The sequence below is a fragment of the Acinetobacter sp. USHLN143 genome, assembly GCF_037145695.1.
Taxonomy (GTDB): Bacteria; Pseudomonadota; Gammaproteobacteria; order Pseudomonadales; family Moraxellaceae; genus Acinetobacter; species Acinetobacter fasciculus.
In genome coordinates this window covers 1-20,107 of sequence record NZ_JBBCWZ010000058.1, presented here as the reverse complement: position 1 = coordinate 20,107, position 20,107 = coordinate 1, and the positions used below count along the sequence as shown (strand labels likewise).

Genomic DNA, 20,107 nt, shown 5'->3' with positions numbered 1-20,107 from the left:
CTCGAGGTACACCAACCAAGCGCTGGAATTCAGAATCTGAAAAACGATTTAATTTCTGATATTTCATGAAATCTATATTGAGGCAGTTTTTACTTTCGCAAGAGGTCTAATATCTTGCGTATTTTCTAGTCGTTGCTCACTTTGACAACATACCTGAATCAGCGCAAAAGTGATAAAGGGGAAGGCCCATCGAAAGATGGGCTTTTTTAATATGTATAGCTTATTGAACGAAAAGTAACTTAAAGCAAATGTAAGAAAACAGTTTATTAATACTCCCTATACTTTATTGATAAATTCACAGTGCTATAGTCATTTTGCGAAAACAAGAAGACGCAAATAATACGAAGAAAATGACTACAGCACTAGCCCGCTTATTTGAAAGAGTAAGCGGGCTTTTTAATTGAAAAATTAATGTAATATTATGCTAATGTATAAATTATAAGTTTATATATAATTCATGAATAGATTCTATCGCTGTAGTTTCTTTCCAATTTCAGCCTCCTTCCCTAAGGAGGCATTTTTTTGTCGATAGAAAAGTAATGTTCCAATGACTATTGTGTTTATTCAGTTACACAAATGATCATCGTTGACTCTTGAATGAATCTTTCAAATATTTGAGCATGATATTTTATTGGTTAAATAAGTGATGGATCGCCATGATAAATGAAGAAAAGCCTTTGAACTTTGACGACGATAGTGAGCCTCAAGATTTCGAAGATGAAGAATTTATCGATGATAAGAAAGAGGATGAAATGTACAATGCTATTACCAAAGATGGTTCTAGTGTTGATCCTGCGGATGATGGGACGCGTCATATTCGCCCTGAAGACGGTGATCCTATAGAAATTGAAGAGTAATAAAAAGCCCAATTCAATATTGGGCTTTTTATCGTCTGGTGGATGAGAATGAAAATACAATATTTCCCATTTAGAATTGAGCGGATTGATCAAAATCCCCATCTAGAAAATTTAAATAGTCATTGAAATGATTTTTTTCACTTAATAAAAAAGCCCCCATGAATGAGAGCTTTTATGTCAACTCAATCTAGCAGAATAGTCTAAGCTAATATTTGAAATGACATCCAATTAATCTTTAAAAGTATCATTTAACGCAGTTTGAACCGCTTCAACCCGTGCCTTGCAAGCTTTATAGGCGGTCATGGATTCTTCCACGATTTTCATCAAGTTATCAATATCCGGTTCTTGCTGAGATTCGAGCAATTCCGCATTCTTTTTCAAGATGTCATAGCCTTGTTGGAAGCTCAAAGTATCATGATTCATGAGGAAGTACCTGTATAAGTTGTGCTGAAAAAATGCCGTCATGTAATTCGACTTCAACCAGATCGCTGGACTGAATCTGTTGAATAGAGGCAACCACATGTTCTTGCTGGCGCACGATGGCATAACCCTTGGATAAAACATGTTTAGGATTTTGTAGTAGCGTTTCCCGCATCAGGGCATCAAGCTGCTGATTAATCAGCTGGGTATGCTGCTGGGCCAGACTGGTAGTATTGGCCTTGATCTGTTGCAGACGTTGCAGCGCATCCATAATCTGGTTGTTGGCCAGACTTTGAATCAGTTTCAAAAATTGATCATTCTGATTTTGATAAGCTTGAATCTGTTGCTGGGATAAACGCTGAATGCGCTGTAGATAATTCAGGACATCCTGGGTTAGTTCAAAGATATGATTGCGGATTCCTGCAATGACTTTACTCGGAGTATCAAAGGAGCGATGCGCAATCTCATCCAGAATGGTACGGTCTTTTTCATGCCCGATGCCGACCCATACCGGCACCGAACGCTTGCAAAGCAGGGCAGCCAGATCATAATCATTCAAATAAGCCAGATCATTGACTGCGCCACCCCCTCGTATAATCACAATCAGATCCGGGGCAGTGTTATAGGTCTGAGCCCATTGTTTGAGCGCTTGTGCCAGACTGTACATAATACTTTGCGGGGCGGTATTTCCCTGAAAAGTCGCACTGTGATAGACAAACTCACACACCTGCGCACGCTGTAGTGCATCGGCATCTTTTTTGAAATCTCCCAGGCCTGCTGCATTTTCGGGAGCAATCACCAGAATCCGGTTCAGGTCAAAAGGGCTGGGCAAGTTTTTATTGCGTTGAATCAGTCCTTCAGTTGTCAAGCGCTCAACAATCTGCTGATAACGCCGGGCAATATCTCCCAGGGTATAGCCTGAATCAATTTCAACGATATTTAAAGAAAAACCATACTGCGGATCGAAATTAGCTTTGACTTTAATCAGCACTTTCAAATCACGACTCAGCTCAATCCCGCTTTCACGTTCAAACTGCGTGACAATTTTCTGGGCACTAAATTTCCAGATGGTTGCTCGGCAACTGGCAATGACCTGATCACTATCGACTTCTTTTTCTGCCAGCTCCAGATAATAATGGCCAGCTTTAATACTTAGATTACGAATCTCGGCTTTGACCCATACTGGTGTATCGAAAGTGAGTTTGACCACTTCCTGAACCGTAGCAAGATATTCCTTGAGGGAGAGTTGAGGATCGTCTGTCATGCCAATAGAAAGTTTAAAATTCAATCAAATATTAAATCAATCCAGCACAGATCACAAATCTAAAAGTGAAGTCATATTTGATTGATGTAATGACAATGCAATGCTATTGAGGTGCATAATTACTTGGTTCAGACTATTCATCCGGAATTTTCGTATTTTGTAGAGGTTCTTCTCTTCTGTTTTTCTTGTTCATTGAAAGAAGTTATAGCGTTGAAGTCCTTAATTTACAAAGGTCTTATTTCCATTTTTTAATGAAAAAGTACGGTTAAAAATGTACACAGACTTGTCTCTGGCAAGGACAAGGAAATATGCTAAATTGGTGAAGAATTATTGAAGAAGAATAGGCTCTCATGAAAAAAACAATGTTGTTCGGTTTGCTGGCTTTCGCTCTAAGCGCATGTACCACCACGCCGCAATCTGAGACGGAAGCTCCTAAAATAGGTTCAGCGAATCCTGCAAGCGCTTATTGTGTCAATCAGGGTGGCAAGCTTGAGATTCGTACTGAAAGCAATGGTCAGGTCGGATATTGCCATTTAAAGAATGGTCAGGTGGTCGAGGAGTGGGAATTACTGCACATGAATCAACCTAAATGTATTGCTGATCAGGCAGCGGCATTGGTGGGTCAGTCCAATTTGACTGAAGCGCAAATCAAGCAGAAAACCAAGGCACAAATTGTACGTATGGTTGAGCCGGGTCAAGCGGTGACGATGGATTATCGTGAAGAACGAGTGACTGTAACGGTGGATCCTACAAGCAAAAAGATTATCCAGGCTTCATGTGGTTAATTACACAAAATGAAAAAGCCCATTAGTGGGCTTTTTTAATTCCATACAACTGGCATTTTGAAATGACAAATCTTCCCCGATCTTTTATATTGCCCCTCGGAAGGAGAAATTCATGAAAAAGTTATTGGCTTTATCGTTTATGCTGGCGCTGGCCGGTTGTGCCGAGAAGAAACCCTTAACCCCTGAAGAGCAGTGGCAAGGTTATTGTCGAAGCGTCGGTAATGCGGCGCGTACCATTATGCTGGATCGTCAGAATGCGATTGAGAAAGAAAAAGCAATCGAGCATGCTAACAAGATCGATGATGAAACCACCAAAGGTTTTATCCTGAATATTATTGATGAAGTCTATGCGATTCCAGCCGAAGAGATTAAGGTAGATGTAAAAGCAGCCCGTGAAAAAGTCCGCGCTGAATTTACTGCAAAGTGTATTGCGACACCGCATGATGAATTACCAGATTACAAACCGTTCTAAAGGACGGTTTTTTTATATCTGGATAAAATTTCCAACTAATATTTCCCATTAAATGTATTTAAACATACGCATCTTCAAAAGACTGAAAAATAGAAATAGCCTAAGCAAAATGTACACTTTGTGACAATTTTTAAATCTAAAATATAGAAATACTTATCTTTATATTGAATAATGAATTTAACTCCAATTAACCAAGGAGTAGCACAATATGGAAGTCGTAAGATATTTGCATCATTCTGATCTACTGCTGGAAGATGAAGAAGGTGTGGTCATTATTGGCGGCAGTCGCTATGTACTCAGCGTTGGTGACAAAGTCGTTTTAAAGAAGATGCTAGAACAAGATAAAAAGCTTTATCAGATTGATATTTCCTTTGCCAGCAATAATCACAGTAGCACCTATGAAGATGAATGCGTGGTGAAATTCCAAGGCTGCCGAGACTCATATCAGCAGTATTTAAACTCGACCACTGTACACTAAGGTGGAGTATCTTTTTAACTTCAAATCAGGCAACATCAGGGTTGCCTTTTTTATGCATTAAATTCAGTTAAAAGGGCCTATTCATGGGCTTGTTTTGTGTGGTGTAAGCTGGAACTGATTATGGAATAATCATTAAGAGCATCATTTAGTTATAAAATAACGAGCATCACGAAGAAACACTTGAGTTGCATTAACTTTTAACTGGAAATTTAGTAAAATTTCGGAGTCCATATTATTTATGAAGCTTGGAATAAGCAGGAATTCATAAGTAATTTTTTAAAAAAGAGGAATAACACTGTGCTAGAAGCTTACCGCCAACACGTTGAAGAACGTGCCGCACTCGGAGTCCCACCGAAGCCACTTGACGATGCCCAAACAGCTGCATTAGTTGAACTACTAAAAAACCCGCCAGCTGGTGAAGAAGCATACTTGGTAGATTTGCTTGAAAACCGTGTACCAGCAGGTGTTGACCAAGCTGCATATGTAAAAGCTGCGTTCTTAGCTGCATTGGCAAAAGGTGAAGCAACCTCTCCACTCGTTTCTAAAGAACGTGCTGTTTACTTACTAGGTACTATGCTTGGTGGTTATAACGTAGCACCTTTAGTTGAACTTTTAGATAATGCTGAGCTTGCTGAACTTGCAGCTGAAGCATTGAAAAAAACGCTTCTTGTATTTGATGCATTCCATGACGTTGCTGATAAAGCAAAAGCTGGTAACGCAAATGCTCAAGCAGTGATGCAGTCTTGGGCTGACGCTGAATGGTTCACTAGCCGTAAAGACGTTCCTGAAGAAATCAAACTGACTGTTTTCAAAGTAACTGGCGAAACCAACACTGACGACTTGTCACCTGCACAAGACGCTTGGAGCCGTCCAGACATTCCATTGCACGCAAATGCAATGTTGAAAAACGTACGTGACGGGATCAATCCAGAAGTTCCTGGTGAAGTAGGTCCACTTAACCAAATCAAAGAATTGATCGCGAAAGGCAACCAGGTTGCTTACGTAGGTGACGTTGTTGGTACAGGTTCATCTCGTAAATCTGCAACTAACTCTGTACTTTGGTTCTTCGGTGACGACATTCCGCACATCCCGAACAAAAAAGACGGTGGTTACTGCCTAGGTTCTAAAATCGCTCCAATTTTCTTCAACACGATGGAAGATGCTGGTGCGTTACCGATCGAGATCGATGTTGCTAACATGAACATGGGCGACGAAATCGTTCTTAAGATCGATCACGCTGCTGCTAAAGTAACTGCGTTCAAAGACGGCGCGCAAATCGCTGAAGCTGAACTTAAAACTCCAGTACTTCTAGACGAAGTACGTGCTGGCGGTCGTATTAACCTGATCGTTGGTCGTGGTTTGACGACTAAGGCTCGTGAAGCTTTAGGTCTTCCAGTATCTACAATGTTCCGTACTCCGGTTCAACCTGCTGCAACTGGCAAAGGTTTCACTCAAGCTCAGAAGATGGTTGGTCGCGCTTGTGGTCTTCCTGAAGGTCAAGGCGTACTTCCAGGTACTTACTGTGAACCTAAGATGACTACTGTTGGTTCGCAAGATACAACAGGTCCAATGACTCGTGACGAATTGAAAGACTTGGCTTGCCTAGGCTTCTCTGCTGACCTGGTAATGCAATCTTTCTGTCACACAGCTGCGTATCCAAAACCAGTTGACGTTCAAATGCAACACACGCTTCCTGATTTCATCATGAACCGTGGTGGTGTTTCTCTACGTCCAGGTGACGGTATTATCCACTCTTGGTTAAACCGTATGCTTCTTCCAGATACCGTTGGTACTGGTGGTGACTCGCATACTCGTTTCCCAATCGGTATTTCATTCCCGGCGGGTTCTGGTCTTGTAGCGTTCGCTGCAGCAACTGGTGTTATGCCATTAGACATGCCTGAATCTGTACTTGTGAAGTTCAAAGGTAAAATGCAGCCTGGTATCACTCTACGTGACCTTGTACATGCAATTCCTTACTACGCAATTAAGGAAGGTGACTTAACTGTAGAGAAGAAAGGTAAGAAAAACATCTTCTCTGGTCGTATCCTTGAGATCGACTTAACAGAAATGGAAACTGACCTGACTGTTGAGCAAGCGTTCGAACTTTCTGATGCTTCTGCTGAACGTTCTGCTGCAGGTTGTTCTATCACACTTTCTGAAGAGAAAGTTGCTGAATACCTTCGTTCAAACATCACCATGTTGAAGTGGATGATTTCTGAAGGTTATGGCGATGCGCGTACTATGGCTCGTCGTGTTGAGAACATGGAAAAATGGTTGGCTAATCCAAGCCTGATCAAAGCGGATGCTGATGCTGAATACACGAAAGTGTATGAAATCGATCTTGCAGACATCAAAGAACCTATTCTTTGCTGCCCGAACGATCCAGATGATGCAAAACTTCTTTCTGACGTTCAAGGCGCGAAAATTGACGAAGTATTCGTTGGTTCTTGTATGACTAACATCGGTCACTTCCGTGCAACTGGTAAGTTGCTTGAGAAAGTTCCTGGTGGTGCATTGTCAACTCGTTTGTGGATCGCTCCACCGACGCGTATGGACGAACATCAGTTGATGGAAGAAGGTTTCTATAACATTTATGGTAAAGCTGGCGCGCGTACTGAAATGCCAGGTTGTTCATTGTGTATGGGTAACCAGGCACGTGTAGCTCCGAACACGACTTGTGTATCGACTTCTACGCGTAACTTCCCGAACCGTTTAGGTCAAGGTGCTAACGTTTACCTGGCTTCTGCTGAACTTGCTTCTGTTGCTGCTGTATTGGGTAAATTACCTTCTCCAGAAGAATACCAACAGTACGCAGCTCAAATTGACAGCATGTCAGCTGACATCTATCAATACTTAAGCTTCGACAAGATGAGCGAATATACTAACGCTGCTAAAGACGTTGATACTAAGAAAATTGCTGCTGCTCAGTTAACTTAATGAGCTAGGACTAAGAAAAGCCGAAAGGCTTTTCCCTAGCGCAAGAGCAAATCTATGATTTGCTTTGTTAATTAAGCAATAAGCGGTATAAGATAAGGGCTGAGTAATCAGCCCTTATTTTTTTTATATGAATAATCATACTTGCTATATGTGTGATAATTTGGCGACAACAAAAGAACACGTGCCACCAAAATGCTTATTTCCAGAAAAGAAGGACTTAAAAGATATTAGCCTAGATTTAAGGAAAGCCCTAATCAAGGCACCTTCATGCGTGGATCATAATTGTAAGAAGTCAGGTGATGATGAATATCTGTTTAATGTTTTGTCAATGACGATTCAAACGGGTAAATATGGACTTTTAAATTTTGAAAGTAAGGTAATGCGTTCTTGGACCAGAAAGGATCGAATTTCTAAACTAAAAGAAAAATTACTATCGACAGCTAGAACAGTAAAAATAAAAGATCCAGAGTCAGAAGATATTTTTGAGGCTTTAGAGTTAACAATAGATAGAGATAGATTAAAAGAAGTTTTAAAATGTTGTGCTCTAGGACTTTATTATTATGAATTTGGAAAGAAATATAAGGGGTCAATACACTCAACTCCTCTATTCTCACCAATCCTTGATAAAAATTGGATAGAACAACAAAGTCAAATGGAGGATTATTATTCTAATAAATTTAAGAATATTAAAAGAAAGGGCGATAATCCTGAGATTTTCCAATATGCATTTTATCAAGACACTTTTAATAATATGCTGGTAGTACAAATGTGGTTTTATGAAGAATAGATGTCTTTCATAAATCATTTTTTACTCAGCTCCAAGTTGTAGATTCCAGCGATTAAATTGAATCTCAAACCAAGCCTTTTACCTCTATTTCGATAACGCTCAGCAAGAATTTTGAAGGTTTTCAGGCTGCCAAATACATGCTCAATTCCGATTCTTCTTTTATTGATTTCTTGATTATAGATTTTCAATTCAGGATCCAATTTACAGTGTCTTTTGGCTTTTAATGGCAACAGGCTATTCGGATACAACACATAAATCCCCTGATAGCCTTTATCTGCAAGGATAAAAGCCCCAAAAGGAATCTGGTTTAAATTGCGTTTGAACAACTCGAAATCATGCACTGCACCGCGACTGGTACATAAACTCATAATTTGCTGAGTTTTGTAGTGAATCATGGCCTGTACTTTAAAGGTATAGGTCTTTTTCTTGCCGCTATAGCTTTTCTTCTGTTTTTTTAGGTCTTTGGATTGGAATTTCCGTGGCATCCACGATCACAACATTCCAGTCGATGCCTTCGCCCTCGGGTAAATCTTTGGGTAAATTAAACAGATTGGACCGAATCAGGCAGTCTTCAACATGACGGACAATTCTTGAGGCTGTGGGCTCTGAAACCCCGTAACTCGTCGCAACGTGAAATAAGGTTCGGTATTCCCGCCAATAGCTCAGACAGAGCAGAACCTGATCCTCCAGGCTTAACTTGGGCGGTCTGCCTTTGGCAGAGACATGCTTCTGCAATTGCTCAACCATCAAATAGAAAGTTGACCATGAGATGCCTGTGTATCGCTTGAACTGAGGATCAGAAAGCTTGTTTGAATCGATGTATTTCATCCGCAGATTATGCACGAATGCCAAGAAATCCGGAGTGCAAATATTAACCAAAAAGAAGGTCGTTTTTTGATTTATGAAAGAGATCTAATGTAAAGTAATATCATTTTTCAGATAGTCATATATTAAAAAACTTCTGTAAATTACACATTTATTAAATATATTATTTAATTCAAACATTAAAAATTATTGAAAGTTGACGTAAAATGCCCAAACAATCCCGCTTCCTCTGTATTGGTGGTTTCCTCAATGGAACCCAAGTCAAAGACCAAGGTGACAGTTTTATCTGTGTCGAAAAAGGCAAAAATGTCACTTATACCAAAAAGGAAATCTTCCATCCTGATTCATGGGATCACGACTATTATGTTTGTGAAACGACCACAGACAAACAGGCACGAAATTGGGTTTATGACATTGAGACAAAATAATATTTAATTCGATAAAGAAAGACATGGGTTGGCGTTATCGTCAGCCCATTTTTATATACGTTTTAAAATATTCAGACAATAAAAAGCCCCATGGTTAGGGGCTAGTCGTATATAGGTCAAGCCCATATACTGTAAGAGGCTCATCTCAAACTAAGCGTATTAGAACACAGCAGCCTGCAAATAACCATCTAAATCTGATTTAAACAGCCAATTGTTGCTCAATCACCGGCCATAAATTCTGATGCGATTTTTTAAACATCAGCATATGACCAATGGCCTTATAGGCATAACTTTTAGGTTTAAGTTCAATTATTTGGGTTTTTGCGTTTGGATATAAACGTAGTAAATCTTTCACATTGGCTTCGGTGGCAATCTCATCATCCGATGACCAGATTGCAGTCATAGGGCAGGTGATTTGCGCATGATAATCATGGGATGGTGCAATATTTTTACCAATCGCGTTGATTACATAACCCGGTTTACTACAGAACTGCGCCCATTCGCGAGCTACATCTTTCGGCAGGTTTTCACCCATACCAATCGCTTGAGTCGGGCCATAGCCTTTAGTGAAGCGTGCCAGTGGGAAAATGACATTAAACATCACTGGCGCAAGTAACTTGGTTTTGCCTTTGAGTCCTTTCACATGTCCGGTAGAGCCAGAGACAGCCACCACTTTTGCGACTTTATGATGATTTGGTACGATTCCTAAAAGCTGACCACCGGCACTATGTCCAAGTAGTATCACTTTTTCTGCATTAGTACGCGTTGATAAAGCATCTATTGCGGCCGGTATATCCAGTTGACCCCATTGCACAATACTGGCTTTTGAATTTTTCAACGGGCCATGTAGTGAATCACCAATCCCCCGGAAATCAAAGACCATAACCGCATAGCCTTGCGCTTGTAACCACACACAAAACTGATGATAAAACTGTTTAGTAATGCCAGTTGCCGGGCAGACTAATACTGGAAGTTTGTCAGTTTCAGAAATAGCTGCATAAAAACGTGCACTTAAGCGATAGCCATCTTGGCACTGGAGAGTCAATGTTTCAAATTCAGACATACGTTACACTATGATTTTTATCATCCCATGAAGCTTTTACTGTATAGGTTTTTAGCAGGGTAGCTTGGGGAAAACATGACTTAAAAGTCAGTAAAATAATAGAGATGGAATAAACTTATGCAGCTAATGGAACTTGAGCTGGCCGTTAAAATAGCCATTATTTTTAGTGGAATATTCTTGTGGATCGGGATGTTCACCGGCGTCTGGAAATATTGGCAGATTCGTCAATCGCCTCAGTCACGTGCACATTATTATGTCGATATTGCACATCGTAGCAGCCTACTTTATGCACCCGCAACTTTAATTCTGGCAGTGCTAGCCTATTGTTCAGTGTTGCCGAGTATGGTGAATCTGATTTGCGTACTGGTCAATATTCTGTTTTTTAGCTTCTCGATTGCCGCTTATATGTTGCATGGTTTCCTGAAAGACACGACGAATCAGTTTAAACAGCCGCATCAACTGGGTAAATTTCATTTGCCAGGAAGTTTGATGACTTTCGCCATGCTAGGTTTAATTGTCGCAGAATTGGGCGGGACAGGGATTTTGCTCTATGGAGCATTTATCGGATTATTTTAATCTTATTTTTATAGTTATTCTGAAAGGATACTGGAATGCTTGAAAGTTAAAACACTTTTTTCACCAGATGGATGACTGGCCAAATCATCCATCTGGGCTAATTTAAAATTTGTTTATCGGTATTTCTGGTCTATGGCAGCCCATAGGAAAAATGCAGCTGAGACAATCAGTGCATAGCCAAAGTATTCAAGTTTTAGATTACCTTGAATTAAGCAATGGACGGTTAAAGTCAGCATGAGTGCAAAAGTGGTGCATATAAATGTCACCAGATTGGTGTTGTTGGCTTTAAGAGCGTCAATGAAGACTTGCTTGTTGAAATGTAATGATAACATCTCCATCCCTCCCATTTATTTATGTTATTGAAGATTAAAGCAGATTTAATCAGTCAGAATTGAATATATAGTTGTACTGTTTAATTTGGACCTTTGCAACTGCTGTGGCAGGCTTTTACAGTCAAAATGGTCATCTTTAGTCGTATAACTACATAATCACTTGATTAGGCAAGAATTATATTTTCAGATTTCACCTCCAGCTAATTTTGGAAATAAGATGTAGTCATCATTTGATCAATGCGACCAGATAGAAAATGCAAATTCTACGCCAAAGATATGTAGTGTTAATCAATACTTTGTAAGCTTGCGTATGACTCGGAGGGGGACTTGGTTTAAGTTGGCAACAATAAGTATCTAAAATCAGGAAATTAAAATTTCTGTTTATATTTATATAAAAAAATAAAATAATTAAAGTGCAATTCTATACATCATATTTTATAGAAAATCTTAGTATCCAGATTTACAGCGGTGATTTGATGCCATGATGAAGAAACAATAAATGCCCGTTTGGGTAAAACCTGACAATTATTGATCACGCTCAAACCGGATTTTGGGTAAAAATACGATTTTTCAGACATCCTAGAAATTTTAGTTTCTAATACGGTCAATCACAGCTGTAATCAGCAATACAATCATGGATGGAATAAACCAGGCTAGATTCTGTTCTGATAGAGGTAAGTTTTGCAGTAATGCAGGCAATTCAAAACCAGCGACTTTTAATCCGTCAAAAATACCAAAGATCAAGGCCACCAGGGTCACTGGCGCAATCACATGAGATGGTTTCTTGAAGAAGCTCGCACAGAAGCTCAGCATAATGACGCTAATTGCAGGCGGATAAATCGCGCTTAAGACTGGAACCGAAACAGCAATCAGTTTGGTTAAACCCAGGTTTGAAATCACTAGTGAGAAGCCCACCAGAACAAATACAAAGATCTTGTATGGAATCTTGGTCAAGTTGGAGAAATACTCAGCACAGGCACAAGTCAGACCAATTGCAGTCACCATACAGGCAATAAAAATCATGCCAGACAGGAAGTAAGCACCCATATCGCCAAAAGCATGTTGTACATATGCATGCAGGATAATGGCACCATTGGCTGCATTTGGTGCAATCTCATGGCTACCTAGTCCAAGTTTAAACAGACTTAAATACACCAGAGTTAAACCAATACCAGAGATAATGCCGGCATTGACCGCATATTTGGTAATCAGTTTTTTATCGGTTACGCCACGTGAAGTAATGGCTTTGACAATCACAATACCGAAAACTAAAGCGCCTAAAGTATCCATGGTTAAATAACCATTCACGATGCCTTCAGTCACTGGACTGGTAACGTAATTATCGATCGCTGTAGGCGGATTACTGGCAGGAATCATCACGGCTGCTACACCCAAAATTATCAAAGAAATAATTTTAAGTGGCGACAGGAAATAGCCGACAGTATCCAGAATCTTGTTTGGATATAAGGACACGATGGTGACCACAGCAAAATAGATGATGCTGTAAATGAGCAGACTGCCAGATTCATTGCCAAAGTAAGATGAAAAACCGATTTCATAAGAAACGGTTGCGGTACGTGGCGTCGCAAATAAAGGGCCAACAGCTAAGTAACAGATTACAGTCAGCAAAATACTGGCTGCTTTGCCCAGAGGCGAGCTTAGTGCCTGAATGGAGCCTTCAACGCGAGACAACGCAATAATGGTAATCACGGGTAAGCCGACTGCTGTAATAAGGAAACCTAAAGCAGCGAGCCATACGTGTTCACCGGCTTGTTGAGCCACAATCGGTGGAAAGATAATGTTGCCCGCACCAATAAATAGTGCAAAGGTCATAAAACCTAGGGCGACAATATCCCGGGTACGCAGACTTGTCATAAAGGGAGATCAATAGAACAAAAGAAAGCGATTTTAGTGTATATGTCCAATTTTTTGGAGTTTATTTTAAGGCTGGAAGCCTTGATTCTAGTGAGTTTGCGGATCACATAACCGGTCATTCAAATCTTGGTAGAAATATATGTTTGATAATTCGCTGAAAAATATATTTTTCCTTATAAGCTCAAAAGATATCTACACTTGATATCAAAATATGCCAGTTATTGTTTGTATAAATAAGCGGCAGTGAAAATTCCTATTTCAAGGAAAATTGCTGTGCTGAAACTCAACAACTGCGACATATTTCGCAAAAAAGGGATTATAATTCAGGGATTCATAGTGAGGATAGGTATATGCGAGCTCCAGCGATTAGTCTTAAAACTGAGCAAGATGTTGAAAAACTGCGGATATCTGGGCGTTTGGCTGCAGAGGTTTTAGCGATGATCGGGGGGCATGTCAAGCCAGGTGTCACGACTGAATATCTGGATGATCTCTGTCATGATTTTATTGTCAATACATTAAAAGTGACGCCAGCCAATATTGGCTATTATGGCTATACCAAAACCACCTGTATTTCACCGAATGAAGTGGTTTGTCATGGCATTCCATCATCAAAAGTCGTTCTGCAGGATGGCGATATTATCAATATTGATGTTGCCATTATTAAAGACGGTTATTTCGGTGATACTAGCCGGATGTACTATGTTGGAACCCCATCTCCAGAAGCCAAGCGATTGGTCAATACCACTTATGAAGCTATGGTGGCCGGGATTCATGCGGTGAAGCCGGGCGCGACCTTGGGTGATATTGGTTATGCGATTCAAACGGTCGCCCAGCGTGAAGGCTATTCCATTGTGCGTGAATATTGCGGTCATGGCATCGGCAAGGTCTATCACGAACAGCCAAACATTCTGCATTATGGTCAGCCAGGTCAGGGCATTAAATTGGTTCCGGGAATGGTGTTTACTATTGAGCCAATGGTGAATATGGGCAAAGCTCGCGTCAAAGAGCTGAAAGATGGCTGGACTGTGGTCACCACGGATAAATCCTGGTCTGCCCAATGGGAACATATGGTTTATGTGACTGAAACCGGGTTTGAAGTCTTGTCGCCTTGGCCTGAAGGCACAGGTGAGTATCCGGAAATTTAAAATATTGATTGAATGATCTTTATTAAGATAATCCACTTACATAAATTACAACTCACTCGTTCTTGCTGACGAAAACATACAAAACACTACATTAAACAGTGGTTTAGGATTTTATATCTGATTAAACTAAGAGTCAGATACATAGGTTCCCTTTTTTTCGCTCACTATGCTGTAGTGAAAGTTTCTCTAGCTCATTTTTCCCCAAGAATGAGCTATTTTTTTGTCCAGTTTTTCTCAAAAGTACTTCACTTAGCGCTGATTTAATTCAGCAACCAGATAATCAATAAAGACCCGGACTGCGGGCAATAAGCCGCGACGTGAAGGATAAACCACATGGAAAATACCATGTGGTGCTTTCCAGTCAGGAAGCACCCGAACCAGTTCACCACTTGCCACGTACTGCTCGACCACGTTATCTGGCAACAAAGTGACGCCTGAGCCTGACGCGGCCAGTTGTGCCAGCATATTTAGGTCAGAACCCATGACGGTTGGACTGACACGGATTTTTTTCTGTTCCTGCTGTTCATTTTGTAAGGTCAGAAACTGTTCGGTATGGTCTTCGGCCATACTCAGGATTTTATGCTCAGCCAGTTGCTCAGGGTTTTTCAGTTCACCAAATTCGTTTAAATAACCCTGACTGGCGAATAAGTGCTGCTCAATTTTTTCAAACTGGCGAATCACCAGATTCGGATCATCATCCAGGCTGGAACGGACACGTAAGGCCAGATCAAAGCCTTCATTGATAATATCGACCCGGCGATTGGTGATCATCATCTGGACTTTAATTTCAGGATATTTCTTTAAAAAATCTGGCAGAATTTTTGCCAGTTCATTCTGGGCAATAGACACTGGCAAACTGACTTTAATGGTTCCGCGCGGTTCGGTACTCAGATGATCCACCAGATCATGCGCTGCCTGTGCAGCACTCAGCATGACTTGGGCATGCCGGTAAATATTCATGCCGATATCGGTCACAGCAAAATGACGCGAACTGCGCTGAATCAGACGTACACCCAGACGCTCTTCCAGATTAAACACCCGGCGGCTAAGTTTGGATTTGGGAATATCAGTTGCACGTTCGGCTGCACTAAAGCCGCCATGTTCCACCACCTGAGCGAAACAATAAAAGTCATCCAGATCAGACAGCATGGTTTAATTCCATTCTTGCAACGTTAAGCTGATTAAAAATTGATTGTTGCATACTGTCAATCAGAGAATGTAGTGCATAAAGATTTTAATTCGCGGATTTCAGTAAACCTAGCAGTGTTTGCATGCCATCGGTCGCGTTTTGGGGGATTTTGTAAAACTGTGCAGGCAAATACTGCTGTTCGGCTTTCGGGTCGATGTAATAGGCCTGACAGTACGCAGGAATATCATGAATTAACCCGGCGACCGGATAAACCTGTAGGCTGGTGCCAATCACCACAAAAATATCGGCATCCTGTACACAGTCTTGGGCTTCTTCATACGCGGGCACGGCTTCGCCAAACCAGACCACATGCGGACGTAACGGATAGCCTGCCTTACAAAAGTGTTGATTTAAATCTAATTCAGCACCTTCAATTGGATAAAACTCGGTCGTGCTTTGTGCATCGGGGCCTGAGCTTTTGGCCAGACGAATATTGCCATGTAAATGGATCACCTTGGAGCTGCCGGCACGTTCATGCAAGTCATCAATATTTTGAGTGATTACATGCACATCAAAGTTAGCTTCAAGATTGGCGATCAGCTTATGGGCTGCATTTGGCTGTGCTTCCAGAATGTTTTTACGGCGGGCATTATAAAAGCGTTGTACCAGTTGTGGGTTTTTGGCCCAGGCTTCGGGTGTGGCGACTTCTTCTATACGATGCTGTTCCCAAAGTCCATCACTGTCACGAAAAGTATTAATGCCACTTTCGGCGCTCATGCCTGCACCGGAAAAGACCACCAGCTTTTTCATTATTCTGTCTCCTGAATCTTTAGGTAGCTGAACCGCTAGATTGCGAATTTTCTTTCAAGAAGATGCCAAGTTCTCGGGAAAATTTTAGCGGTTCAGTCAGTAAAGGCGTATGGCCAGACTTGCTGAAAATTATCTGTTTGGCATGAGGCAGGCTTTCTGCAATCAGGCGCTGACCTTCAAAAGGATACAACTTGGATTGTACACCGCTAAAGAAGGTCACCGGACAGCTAAGCTGAGCTAGAGCCTCGCGGTAATCTTCACGATGATATAAATAATTATTGATATACCACGCCATATAATCCACCCGGCTGGAAGGTAATAACAGGCTTTGCAGGCGAGGTTGATTTAGGATAAATGCGAAAGCTTTCAGACTATATTTTTGTTCATTTTGTAGCTGAATAAACTTTAGCCATAGGGCAGCGATTTGTTTACGTACCGAAATGTCGAGATCGCGGATCAATTCAACTTGCTGGTATTGTGCAAGTAGGGCAGAGAGCTGCTGCAGGATGTCGATAAATTCCTGATGACGTGGACCAAAAAGTCCAAAAGCCCAAGCATCATCGACCGGAATTTTAGGTGTTTGATCGATATGTAAATAAGCAGAAATCTGACTGGAAAAGTTGTCATAATGCATGCCGTGCATTGCGGTGGTTGCACCCATGGAATAGGCAATGACGATGACTTGATCTAATTCTAGCTGGGTCAGAACTGAACGCACATCCAGCCAGTGACTGGAAATTGCATCGAGATCTTGCGGAATTTTACAGCGACTGGAAGCCCCAAAGCCGCGCCATTCTGGAATAATGAAACAGAAATTTTTCTGATGCGGATAGAGAAAAGCTTTCCATTGCCAGCTCAGCATGCCAAGTCCCGAGAGCACCAGTACCGGCTGTCCCTGACCATATTCGCGTACAAATAGCTGTTCACCATCGGGCATGCGATAAAAGGGCATGTGTGTCTCCGTATTTAGAATTATTTTGCGTCAAATTGTTTGAGTCGCGGAATGACTTGTTCCAGCCAGGAAATCCAGCCCAGTTCCTGATCAATCCCCAGTTGCAAAATCATTTTATGAATATACAGGGTACGGTCAGTTTCGTCCGCTTCGGCAAAGTCCTTGGCAAAAATCTGCTGATAGGTTTTCAGTTTTTCTTTATGCAGTTCTAGATGGCGTTCCAGCTCTGCCAAGGTGTTATTGCCACCAAGCTGGGCTTCGGCACGTAAACGCACCATCAGTTCTTCGCGCAGTTGTGCCGGTGGGCTTTGTTGCAGCATCCAGTTGGCCAGTTCTTCCCGGCCCAGACGTTCCACTTGATAAGTCTTTTTGCGGCTATTCGAGTCTTCCTCTTCTATCGTCGAAATCCAGCCTTTTTGCAGCATGGCATTCAGCTCGCGATAAATCTGCTGATGAGTGGCATTCCAGAAGAAGCCCATGGAACGGTCAAAACGGCGAGCCAGTTCGATTCCGGTGCTAGGTTTTTCAATCAGGCTGGTCAATAAAACATGCGCTAAAGACATAAACGTCTCAAAAAAGTGACTCGGGATTATTATGCAACATGTTGCATAAAAATCAATTCTGGCATATAAATTAGTGCAACAAGTTGCATTAAACTGGAAAGATTGAGGGATCAAACTGCCAGTTGCTAAAACAATAGCCAGCCTAAACGCATGCTCAGGAGTTGAAATGTCTAAATATCCGAATTTACTTGCCCCATTGAACTTGGGTTTTACCACACTTAAAAACCGCGTATTAATGGGTTCCATGCACGTTGGTCTTGAAGAAGCACCCGGCGGATATGATCGGATGGCAGCTTTTTATGCAGAGCGCGCCAAAGGTGGAGTCGCTTTAATCGTCACCGGCGGGATTTCACCAAATGATCATGGCGTAACGTTTCATGGCGGTTCCAAACTTGACACCATTGAAGAAGCTGAAAAGCATAAGGTGATTACCCAGGCCGTACATGAAGCGGGCGGGAAAATTGCCATGCAGATTCTGCATACCGGACGTTATTCTTATCAGGCTGAAAATGTCGCGCCATCCCCAATTCAGGCACCGATCAATCCAGTCAAACCGCATGCTTTAACTTCGGCTGAGGTGCAGCAAACCATTGATGATTTTGCCAATTGTGCCAAGCTGGCTCAATACGCCGGTTATGACGGTGTAGAAATCATGGGCTCGGAAGGCTATCTGATTAACGAATTTATTGCAGCACGTACCAACCATCGTGATGATGAGTGGGGTGGAAGCTATGCAAACCGCATCCGTTTCCCGATTGAAATCGTACGCCGTACCCGTGAAATGGTCGGTGAGAACTTTATCATTATTTATCGCCTATCTATGCTGGATCTGGTCGAAGGCGGTTCAACTCTGGAAGAAGTCATCCAGTTGGCCAAAGAAATTGAAAAAGCCGGTGCGACCATTATCAATACTGGCATTGGCTGGCATGAAGCGCGTATTCCGACCATTGCCACCAAAGTGCCACGTGCAGCCTTCACTTGGGTCACGCGTAAGCTGAAAGGTCAGGTGAAGATTCCTTTAATCACTTCAAACCGTATTAATACTCCGGAAATGGCTGAATATGTATTGGCGTCTGGTGATGCTGATATGATTTCCATGGCCCGCCCAATGCTGGCAGACTCTGAGTTTGTCTTGAAAGCGGAGCAGGGTCGTAGCGATGAGATCAATACCTGTATCGGTTGTAATCAGGCCTGTCTGGATCATATTTTCTCAATGAAAATTGCCACCTGTCTGGTCAATCCACGTGCCTGCTATGAAACAGAACTAATTTTTAAAGAAACCAATGTGGCAAAAAATATTGCCGTGATTGGTGCGGGTCCTGCAGGTTTAAGCTTTGCTGTGTATGCTGCAAATCGTGGTCATCAGGTGACGGTATTTGAAGCCGCTGCTCAGATTGGTGGACAGTTTAATATTGCCAAGACTATTCCAGGCAAGGAAGAGTTTTATGAAACCTTGCGTTATTTCAAACGCCAGATTGAATTAGAGCCACGTATCAAATTGCAACTGAATCATAAGGCGAGTCTGGAAGAGCTGGCTCAGTCAAACTTTGATGACATTGTGGTGGCAACAGGCGTGACACCGCGTCAGCTTGAGATTCCAGGCATTGATCATGCAAAAGTACTGTCTTATCTGGATGTTCTGAAAGAGCGTAAGCCAGTGGGTCAGCGAGTTGCCATTATTGGTGCAGGTGGTATTGGTTTTGATACAGCCGAATTCCTGAGCCATGAAGGGGAAAGTGGCAGTATCAATCCGGAAAAATTCTATGATGAATGGGGTATTGATACTGACTATGAAAATGTCGGTGGCTTAAAAGCCGCAAATGTAGAAAAACCGCAACGTGAAATTTATTTATTGCAACGTAAAGCCGCTTCAGTCGGCGCGAGTCTGGGTAAAACCACAGGCTGGATTCATCGTACCGGTTTAAAACACCGTGACGTAAAAATGATTGCGGGCGCCAGCTATGAAAAAATTGATGATCAGGGCTTACATATCGTCGTGAATGACAAACCTGCAGTACTAGAAGTCGATCATGTGATTATTTGTGCCGGTCAGGAATCTTATACCGCCATGTTTGATGAGCTAAAAGCAGCCGGGAAAAATGTGCATCTGATTGGTGGAGCGAAAGAAGCGGGTGAATTGGATGCCAAGCGTGCAATCCGTCAGGGTGCTGAATTGGCGGCGGTGATTTAATTTAAAAACGTCAAGCTTTATTAACCTCTCCCTTGCGCAGCAGTGCTACTCATCTCCTATAAGGAGAGGGATAAATCGGTATAAAAAGTGTTATCTCCCTCTCCCTTTGGGCATAGGTATCTACACAATTCCTGAACTTTGCGTTAAATTGAAGAGCATGCTCTTCAATTTAACATCTCTGGCCTGGATCAGCGTCTTGTCAAGCGCTATAACAGCCT

Annotated in this window: 21 protein-coding genes; 10 read left to right on the top strand and 11 right to left on the bottom strand. The window is 41.8% G+C overall.

The annotated features are described in order from the left end of the window. Positions 1–656 precede the first annotated feature (656 nt). Entirely contained in the window at positions 657–857 is a 201-nt protein-coding gene (locus WFH18_RS13170; protein WP_005103446.1) for a hypothetical protein, read from the top strand. A gap of 228 nt (positions 858–1,085) precedes the next feature. Here WFH18_RS13170 and xseB read toward each other — a convergent pair whose 3' ends face one another. Both xseB and xseA read right to left on the bottom strand, forming a co-directional pair. Beyond that, positions 1,086–1,280, bottom strand: coding sequence for an exodeoxyribonuclease VII small subunit (gene xseB / locus WFH18_RS13165; RefSeq protein WP_005103445.1), 195 nt, complete (start codon positions 1,278–1,280; stop codon positions 1,086–1,088). After that, positions 1,270–2,541 carry an exodeoxyribonuclease VII large subunit gene (gene xseA / locus WFH18_RS13160; RefSeq protein ID WP_005103444.1) on the bottom strand — a complete coding sequence of 424 codons (1,272 nt, stop codon included), beginning with the start codon at positions 2,539–2,541 and terminating at the stop codon, positions 1,270–1,272. Before xseA ends, xseB begins: the two co-directional genes overlap by 11 nt. Positions 2,542–2,891: 350 nt before the next feature. On the opposite strand from xseA, the gene WFH18_RS13155 reads away from it, so the two are divergent. From WFH18_RS13155 to WFH18_RS13135, 5 genes are all read left to right on the top strand, one after another. Beyond that, the gene (locus WFH18_RS13155; protein WP_005103443.1) at positions 2,892–3,326 is read left to right on the top strand and encodes an I78 family peptidase inhibitor; all 435 of its coding nucleotides are present in this window, start codon (positions 2,892–2,894) and stop codon (positions 3,324–3,326) included. 112 nt (positions 3,327–3,438) lie between these two features. Continuing rightward, complete coding sequence (locus WFH18_RS13150) at positions 3,439–3,798, top strand: hypothetical protein (RefSeq protein WP_005103441.1); 360 nt, start codon at positions 3,439–3,441, stop codon at positions 3,796–3,798. Positions 3,799–4,006: 208 nt separating this feature from the next. Then, positions 4,007–4,276 (top strand): hypothetical protein, encoded by a 270-nt coding sequence (locus WFH18_RS13145; protein ID WP_005103439.1) that lies wholly within the window; start codon positions 4,007–4,009, stop codon positions 4,274–4,276. A gap of 297 nt (positions 4,277–4,573) precedes the next feature. Then, positions 4,574–7,213 carry a bifunctional aconitate hydratase 2/2-methylisocitrate dehydratase gene (locus WFH18_RS13140; protein ID WP_005103437.1) on the top strand — a complete coding sequence of 880 codons (2,640 nt, stop codon included), beginning with the start codon at positions 4,574–4,576 and terminating at the stop codon, positions 7,211–7,213. 160 nt (positions 7,214–7,373) lie between these two features. Then, a complete protein-coding gene (locus tag WFH18_RS13135; protein ID WP_228722566.1) occupies positions 7,374–8,000 on the top strand; it encodes a hypothetical protein in 627 nt (208 codons plus the stop codon). A 14-nt stretch (positions 8,001–8,014) separates the two neighbouring features. Here the strand turns inward: WFH18_RS13135 and WFH18_RS13130 are convergent, their stop codons facing one another. Further along, positions 8,015–8,485 (bottom strand): IS5/IS1182 family transposase, encoded by a 471-nt coding sequence (locus WFH18_RS13130; RefSeq protein ID WP_017482311.1) that lies wholly within the window; start codon positions 8,483–8,485, stop codon positions 8,015–8,017. Next, complete coding sequence (locus WFH18_RS13125) at positions 8,433–8,828, bottom strand: transposase family protein (RefSeq protein ID WP_008306679.1); 396 nt, start codon at positions 8,826–8,828, stop codon at positions 8,433–8,435. Before WFH18_RS13125 ends, WFH18_RS13130 begins: the two co-directional genes overlap by 53 nt. A gap of 203 nt (positions 8,829–9,031) precedes the next feature. Here WFH18_RS13125 and WFH18_RS13120 point away from each other — a divergent pair, with 203 nt between their 5' ends. Then, a complete protein-coding gene (locus tag WFH18_RS13120) occupies positions 9,032–9,253 on the top strand; it encodes a hypothetical protein (protein ID WP_005103435.1) in 222 nt (73 codons plus the stop codon). A 199-nt stretch (positions 9,254–9,452) separates the two neighbouring features. On the opposite strand, the gene WFH18_RS13115 is transcribed toward WFH18_RS13120, so the two are convergent. Further along, on the bottom strand, positions 9,453–10,316 hold the full coding sequence (locus tag WFH18_RS13115) for an alpha/beta hydrolase family protein (protein WP_005103433.1): 864 nt from the start codon (positions 10,314–10,316) through the stop codon (positions 9,453–9,455). A 117-nt stretch (positions 10,317–10,433) separates the two neighbouring features. Here WFH18_RS13115 and WFH18_RS13110 point away from each other — a divergent pair, with 117 nt between their 5' ends. Next, complete coding sequence (locus tag WFH18_RS13110; RefSeq protein WP_005103432.1) at positions 10,434–10,892, top strand: hypothetical protein; 459 nt, start codon at positions 10,434–10,436, stop codon at positions 10,890–10,892. Positions 10,893–11,005: 113 nt separating this feature from the next. Here WFH18_RS13110 and WFH18_RS13105 read toward each other — a convergent pair whose 3' ends face one another. After that, positions 11,006–11,224 (bottom strand): hypothetical protein, encoded by a 219-nt coding sequence (locus tag WFH18_RS13105; RefSeq protein WP_004645284.1) that lies wholly within the window; start codon positions 11,222–11,224, stop codon positions 11,006–11,008. A 588-nt stretch (positions 11,225–11,812) separates the two neighbouring features. Further along, positions 11,813–13,099 carry a branched-chain amino acid transport system II carrier protein gene (gene brnQ / locus WFH18_RS13100; protein ID WP_004278737.1) on the bottom strand — a complete coding sequence of 429 codons (1,287 nt, stop codon included), beginning with the start codon at positions 13,097–13,099 and terminating at the stop codon, positions 11,813–11,815. Positions 13,100–13,449: 350 nt separating this feature from the next. Between brnQ and map the strand changes: the two genes are divergently transcribed. Continuing rightward, the gene (gene map / locus WFH18_RS13095; protein ID WP_004278735.1) at positions 13,450–14,244 is read left to right on the top strand and encodes a type I methionyl aminopeptidase; all 795 of its coding nucleotides are present in this window, start codon (positions 13,450–13,452) and stop codon (positions 14,242–14,244) included. A gap of 249 nt (positions 14,245–14,493) precedes the next feature. On the opposite strand, the gene WFH18_RS13090 is transcribed toward map, so the two are convergent. The 4 genes from WFH18_RS13090 to WFH18_RS13075 all read right to left on the bottom strand — a co-directional run bounded on the left by WFH18_RS13090 (position 14,494) and on the right by WFH18_RS13075 (position 17,698). Continuing rightward, positions 14,494–15,393 (bottom strand): LysR substrate-binding domain-containing protein, encoded by a 900-nt coding sequence (locus tag WFH18_RS13090; RefSeq protein WP_005103429.1) that lies wholly within the window; start codon positions 15,391–15,393, stop codon positions 14,494–14,496. 85 nt (positions 15,394–15,478) lie between these two features. Beyond that, on the bottom strand, positions 15,479–16,183 hold the full coding sequence (locus WFH18_RS13085; protein ID WP_005103428.1) for an SIR2 family NAD-dependent protein deacylase: 705 nt from the start codon (positions 16,181–16,183) through the stop codon (positions 15,479–15,481). A 19-nt stretch (positions 16,184–16,202) separates the two neighbouring features. After that, entirely contained in the window at positions 16,203–17,135 is a 933-nt protein-coding gene (locus tag WFH18_RS13080; protein WP_005103426.1) for an alpha/beta fold hydrolase, read from the bottom strand. A gap of 20 nt (positions 17,136–17,155) precedes the next feature. Then, complete coding sequence (locus WFH18_RS13075; RefSeq protein WP_005262757.1) at positions 17,156–17,698, bottom strand: PadR family transcriptional regulator; 543 nt, start codon at positions 17,696–17,698, stop codon at positions 17,156–17,158. Positions 17,699–17,864: 166 nt separating this feature from the next. Between WFH18_RS13075 and WFH18_RS13070 the strand changes: the two genes are divergently transcribed. After that, on the top strand, positions 17,865–19,889 hold the full coding sequence (locus tag WFH18_RS13070; RefSeq protein WP_164543316.1) for an NADPH-dependent 2,4-dienoyl-CoA reductase: 2,025 nt from the start codon (positions 17,865–17,867) through the stop codon (positions 19,887–19,889). Positions 19,890–20,107: the final 218 nt, after the last annotated feature.